This is a genomic window from Halococcus thailandensis JCM 13552, from assembly GCF_000336715.1.
Lineage (GTDB): Archaea > Halobacteriota > Halobacteria > Halobacteriales > Halococcaceae > Halococcus > Halococcus thailandensis.
The window spans coordinates 1-4,454 of the sequence record NZ_AOMF01000011.1 but is presented as its reverse complement, the minus strand read 5'-3'; the positions used below and the strand labels follow the sequence as shown (position 1 = coordinate 4,454).

The 4,454-nt window shown below is 59.7% G+C and carries 4 protein-coding genes; 2 read left to right on the top strand and 2 right to left on the bottom strand.

Features of this window, described 5'->3' with window-relative positions; translation table 11 throughout:
• Positions 1 to 1,451 precede the first annotated feature (1,451 nt).
• Entirely contained in the window at positions 1,452 to 1,685 is a 234-nt protein-coding gene (locus C451_RS00120) for a hypothetical protein (protein WP_007736336.1), read from the top strand.
• Between the two features lie 499 nt (positions 1,686 to 2,184).
• Here C451_RS00120 and C451_RS00115 read toward each other — a convergent pair whose 3' ends face one another.
• Positions 2,185 to 2,844, bottom strand: coding sequence for a hypothetical protein (locus tag C451_RS00115; protein WP_007736334.1), 660 nt, complete (start codon positions 2,842 to 2,844; stop codon positions 2,185 to 2,187).
• Entirely contained in the window at positions 2,841 to 3,326 is a 486-nt protein-coding gene (locus tag C451_RS00110; RefSeq protein ID WP_080503406.1) for a hypothetical protein, read from the bottom strand. The genes C451_RS00115 and C451_RS00110 overlap by 4 nt, the downstream gene beginning before the upstream one ends.
• Before the next feature lie 801 nt (positions 3,327 to 4,127).
• On the opposite strand from C451_RS00110, the gene C451_RS00105 reads away from it, so the two are divergent.
• The coding region (locus tag C451_RS00105; RefSeq protein ID WP_007736330.1) for a hypothetical protein at positions 4,128 to 4,454 on the top strand (327 nt) is incomplete at its 3' end.

The window sequence follows — 4,454 nt, the reverse complement described above, 5'->3', positions numbered from 1 at the left end:
GAGGGCGATATGCAGTGGAAGGACATTCTCGCGAAGGTCGAGTCGGACGACTGGACGTGGGAAGCGGTTCGCGACGAGTTCCTAGTCTACGCGCCGCACTTCCACGCGATGGTAAACGCGGATTTCGTCCAGGGCGGCGCGGTGACGGAGGCCATCGAGGATCAGACGGGTGTCGTGATCCACCGAATTACGAAAGGCGATTCGGCGGTGTCGCTCGGGAATCTAGAGGACTTGATGTCGGCGACGGCGTACTCGCTATCGCACGCGGGTATCTCGTGGGACGAGGACAACGAGGAGTNGTCGCTCGGGAATCTAGAGGACTTGATGTCGGCGACGGCGTACTCGCTATCGCACGCGGGTATCTCGTGGGACGAGGACAACGAGGAGTACCGCGGAGCGTTCCGATTCTTTGGCTCGACAGCGGACGTAGAGCGCCGGAAGAACGTCGAGGACGACGTGAAAGCGGCGCTACGGGAGGTTTCGCAGGACATACTCGGTGTGGACTTTGGCTCGCAGCGGGGTGACGCGGAGACAGTCGATGAGGACGCGCTCGACGACGCCGAGGACGTAGATCAGACGGCAGACGGTGGAGCACCGGCCCGCACGCCCGTTGGGCGTGCGGGCGTCGGGCTACCGCTGGATAGCGAGGACAACAGCGAGTGGTCCGGTGGCAGTTCCGGCGGGTACGCGACCGGGGGGGAGGTGGGGCATGAGAGTTCATGGACGGCGAGCGCGGGCGTGTCACCGTCGTACCTGGACGACCCGGCCGAGGCAGAGGCCAACCTTCGTTCGCGTTGTGGGACGAAGCTCGCGCCGATATGGGCGGCTGAGGAGTACCTAGCTGACGAGGAGTGGGTGGCCGACCACGACGCGAAGACGCTCGACGAGCTGCGTGAGGCGCTTGCGGAGTATCGTGATCGTGGCGGGGACCCGCCGATCCCGCCCGATGCTCCCGATCCGCCGGACTGACGGCGGACTTTCCCGGCGCTCGCGGCGCTTCTGAGTGGCGACGCTACTGATTCGGGCGCGATTTCGGCGATTCTTGTTGAAACTCAAACCATTCGGCGACCCGACGCTCACAACAATCAGAATTTCTGCCACGTTCGGCCGGTTCGCCCGGCGCGATCGGCCCGATCTAGAGCTGTTGGTGCTCCTCGATGGTGGGTGATTCGCAGTATTCGTTATCCTCTCTTACGTGCTCCTCACCGTGATTCGCGGCGGTTGCGGTCGCGGTTCGCGGCTAGCGTCCGCGGTCGCGGTTCATTCTTATCCTGCCAGACCTCCGGCCCCGAAGGGGCCGTGAGGCATCGCGGCGCGGTCGCCAGCCCCGGGGCTGGCTTCGCGGTAGTGAGCGCAGGAGCGCGTCGGTCACGCGACGGCGTTCGCGTAAGTAGTGCGGTCGGTGGTTGAACCGCAGAAGTATTTTTGGATGGGTAGCTTTAGCCACAAACATGAATAACCGAACTGAGTCTGTTGATGGCGCAGAGATTGAACTCAACGCAATGGGTAGGGTACCTGAGGCGGAGAGATGGATGAAGGAAGTGGATGGGAATATCCACATCCACGAAGAACATCCGAATGGAGGGCATATCTGCCTGCTGCAATGGACTCCTGACCAAGCGAAAGAAATGGCGAAAATGCTATGGGAATATCAGAAAGTGGTGCGTCAAAAGAACGCAGACTGATTCGCGTCCCCATTNATCGAGGTTGTAACTCCGACGGATATTAACTGACTAATGTAGTTGCACGTATTCGGGCCTATGGAGCGGTATCAGTTGACTGCGCTCGGGTATGCAGTGATGGGGACGTTGCTGCTGTTCGGCGAATTTCTCCCAGACTTAGGCGCTATCTTCACTCCTTCAATGTCACTCGTCTCTAGTCTGGCGGTTTTGGTTGGAAGTCTCGGGTCTGTTGGGATGATAATTACCTGTGTTGGCTCGTTGCTTCGGCCCGAGGGGCGATTTGGCTTAGGGCCAGAATCCGATTATCGACTACATCTCTACACTATTTGGGCAGCAGTTCTGCTTGTGGCCTTTGGAGTTGCCGTTTAGTGTGCGAACCGGTTGAGCTTGGCATCCTCGGAGGCGTCTCTCGCTGCTCGGGATTGGCTCCGAAGACTCTCACGGCCCACAGGGGGCCGTCGGGGCTGGCAGGATACGGAATGAGGACACCGACGAGCAGTAGCTACGATTCGCTTCGAGCATACGCTGCGACGCTGATCCCGGCGGCGACACCGAGCATTCCGCCAATTCCACCGATCAGCACGCTCGCCAGTAGTTCGGGCGCGGTGAACACAACCGCAACGACAACGAGCAGATAGGCGATGGCCGCACCGACGGCGACGATGAGCGCACGATCTCGGCGGCGGGCGCGTTCGCGCTCGGCGAGAGCGTGCTGGCGGAGGTGTCTGTACTGTTTGCTCTGTAGGGCGTCAATTCGGTTCGTGAGCCGATCATCGGTAGCGTCGATACGATGGTCGATGTCGTCGAGGTCGTCGGTAAGCTGGGCGGGCGAGCGGATTTCTCGGCCATCCCAATGGTTGATGACCTCGCGGATGTCGCTAACGTTGGCGTGGCGTGTGATTCGCTTGGGCGGGCGTGGATAGCGATCGTGTTCCGGCTGGTAATCGGGGACGTTGGAAAGAGTAACGAGGCCAGCATCGCGGAGCTTGCGGAAGCGACGGAGAACGGTCTGATTGGTCCAGCCGTGTTCGCTTTTGACGGTAGGTGTGCTGAGGGTGGCAGAAACGTTCTTATTGTTGAGAAATCGCTCTTCACGGAGCAGGAGGCGGAGTATCTTGATGGATTTGTTGTCGAGGTCGGCGGCGACCTCGTTGGGATTCATCGGTCGAAGAGCTTGTCGAGAGTGGACTGGTTGGCGATCTCTTCGAGGGCGTCCTCGATTTCCTCCATACGAGTTTCGAGGTCGGCGATTCGCTTGTCGTAGTGGGCGTCCCGCTCGTTCATTTGATTTTCGAGCCGGCTGAATTGGTGATCGTGTTGCTCGGTTTTCTCCTTCAAATCACGAACGGTGAGCTGGTCGAGGTTGAACGAATCTATGAGTCCCTCGTCGATGGCCTGCTGGCCGTCGTCGGTGAGCGTGGCGACGGTGGGAGGAATCCGGTCAGTCTCGGTGTGGCCTTTCTGCTTGGTGATGAGGCCGGCATCGACGAGCTTGTCGTAGCGGTAGTGAATGACCGAGGAGTTCCAGCCGGTGGCGTGCTTGAGTTGAGTCGTGTTGGCTTGCCCACCATTCTCGCGTAGCTCATCGAGCACGGCGATAGCTTTCCAGTCCAAATCCTGCTTCAACTGTGCAAGGTCAACCATACAGAAACCGTCTATCTGAGCGTGCATAATTCTTGCCCGGTCCGATTATAGCCTCCGGCTGCGGACAGTACAACTGGGCTATCAAATTATGCATACAGACACATTTGATTGATTAGAGCGTCCGAAGAATCTCCGCCGGCAATAATCTTGTATAGATATTTGATAATGAGATTGGAACGAATACCTAGGGGGGCGGAGCGTTCGCGAGAATTGGTGGCCCTACAAAGAGAAGTTGAGATTCAGTCGCCAGTGTGGCTCTGAGGCTGAAGCAAACTGGGGGTGAGCTCTGGTCTGTGCGCGCAGCGCGAACTGGGGGTCCGGTTGGATGAAGCCAGCTACGTGAGGTGAGGGTCCGGGTTTCTGTGTGAGCGGAAACGAGATCGAGGGTCAAGCGAGGCGACGACCGACTGGGGGTCCGGGTTTTTCTGAGCGGGAGTTAGAGATATCTGGATTCTACTGATGGCTGTCTACATGCGCTCTACAACCTGTGAGGGTCCGGATGAGCGAAAGCAGGGCGAGGGTCAACTGGTTATGTGCTGTGAGGGGGAACGTACGGGACCTTTATGTGCGAGGGCTGTGGCATTGTGACCAACATGCTGGAAGCTACCCGACGCGGGAAGGCTGACGGGATAATGTNGCTTCCAGGATGCCCTACGCACCATGTCGAGAAATGCAGCGGAACAAGATAAGCAGTGGTGTTGTGACGACGAGCACGCAGATCCCGGCGAACACGATTCTGAGGCCAGCGAAGTAGCGTCACGGGAGGCTTCTGAGCGATCCCGCACGCGGTCTGAGAGTGCCATGTGCTACGAGCACGTCGACGAGGATGGTGAACGCCGGCGGATACGCGTCGCGGAGGACGTGGACCCCTCAGAGCCGGATGCGATACAGGAGGTCGAGCGCGACGGGCGCGAGTTCGACGCGAAGGTTCCCGAACTGCCGCCGCCTGGAACGGGCGAGCGATACAATGACTGCGGCGAGGAGTCCCCGCTACTGATGTGCCCGAACTGCGGAGAGGTGACGGCTGTCGGGCGGACGTGCCGGCGCTCGCGGTGTCCGCGGTGCTGGCAGGCGTGGGATTTCCAGCGTGCGCTGGATGCGGGAACGGCAATCGAGGGCGAGCGGCGG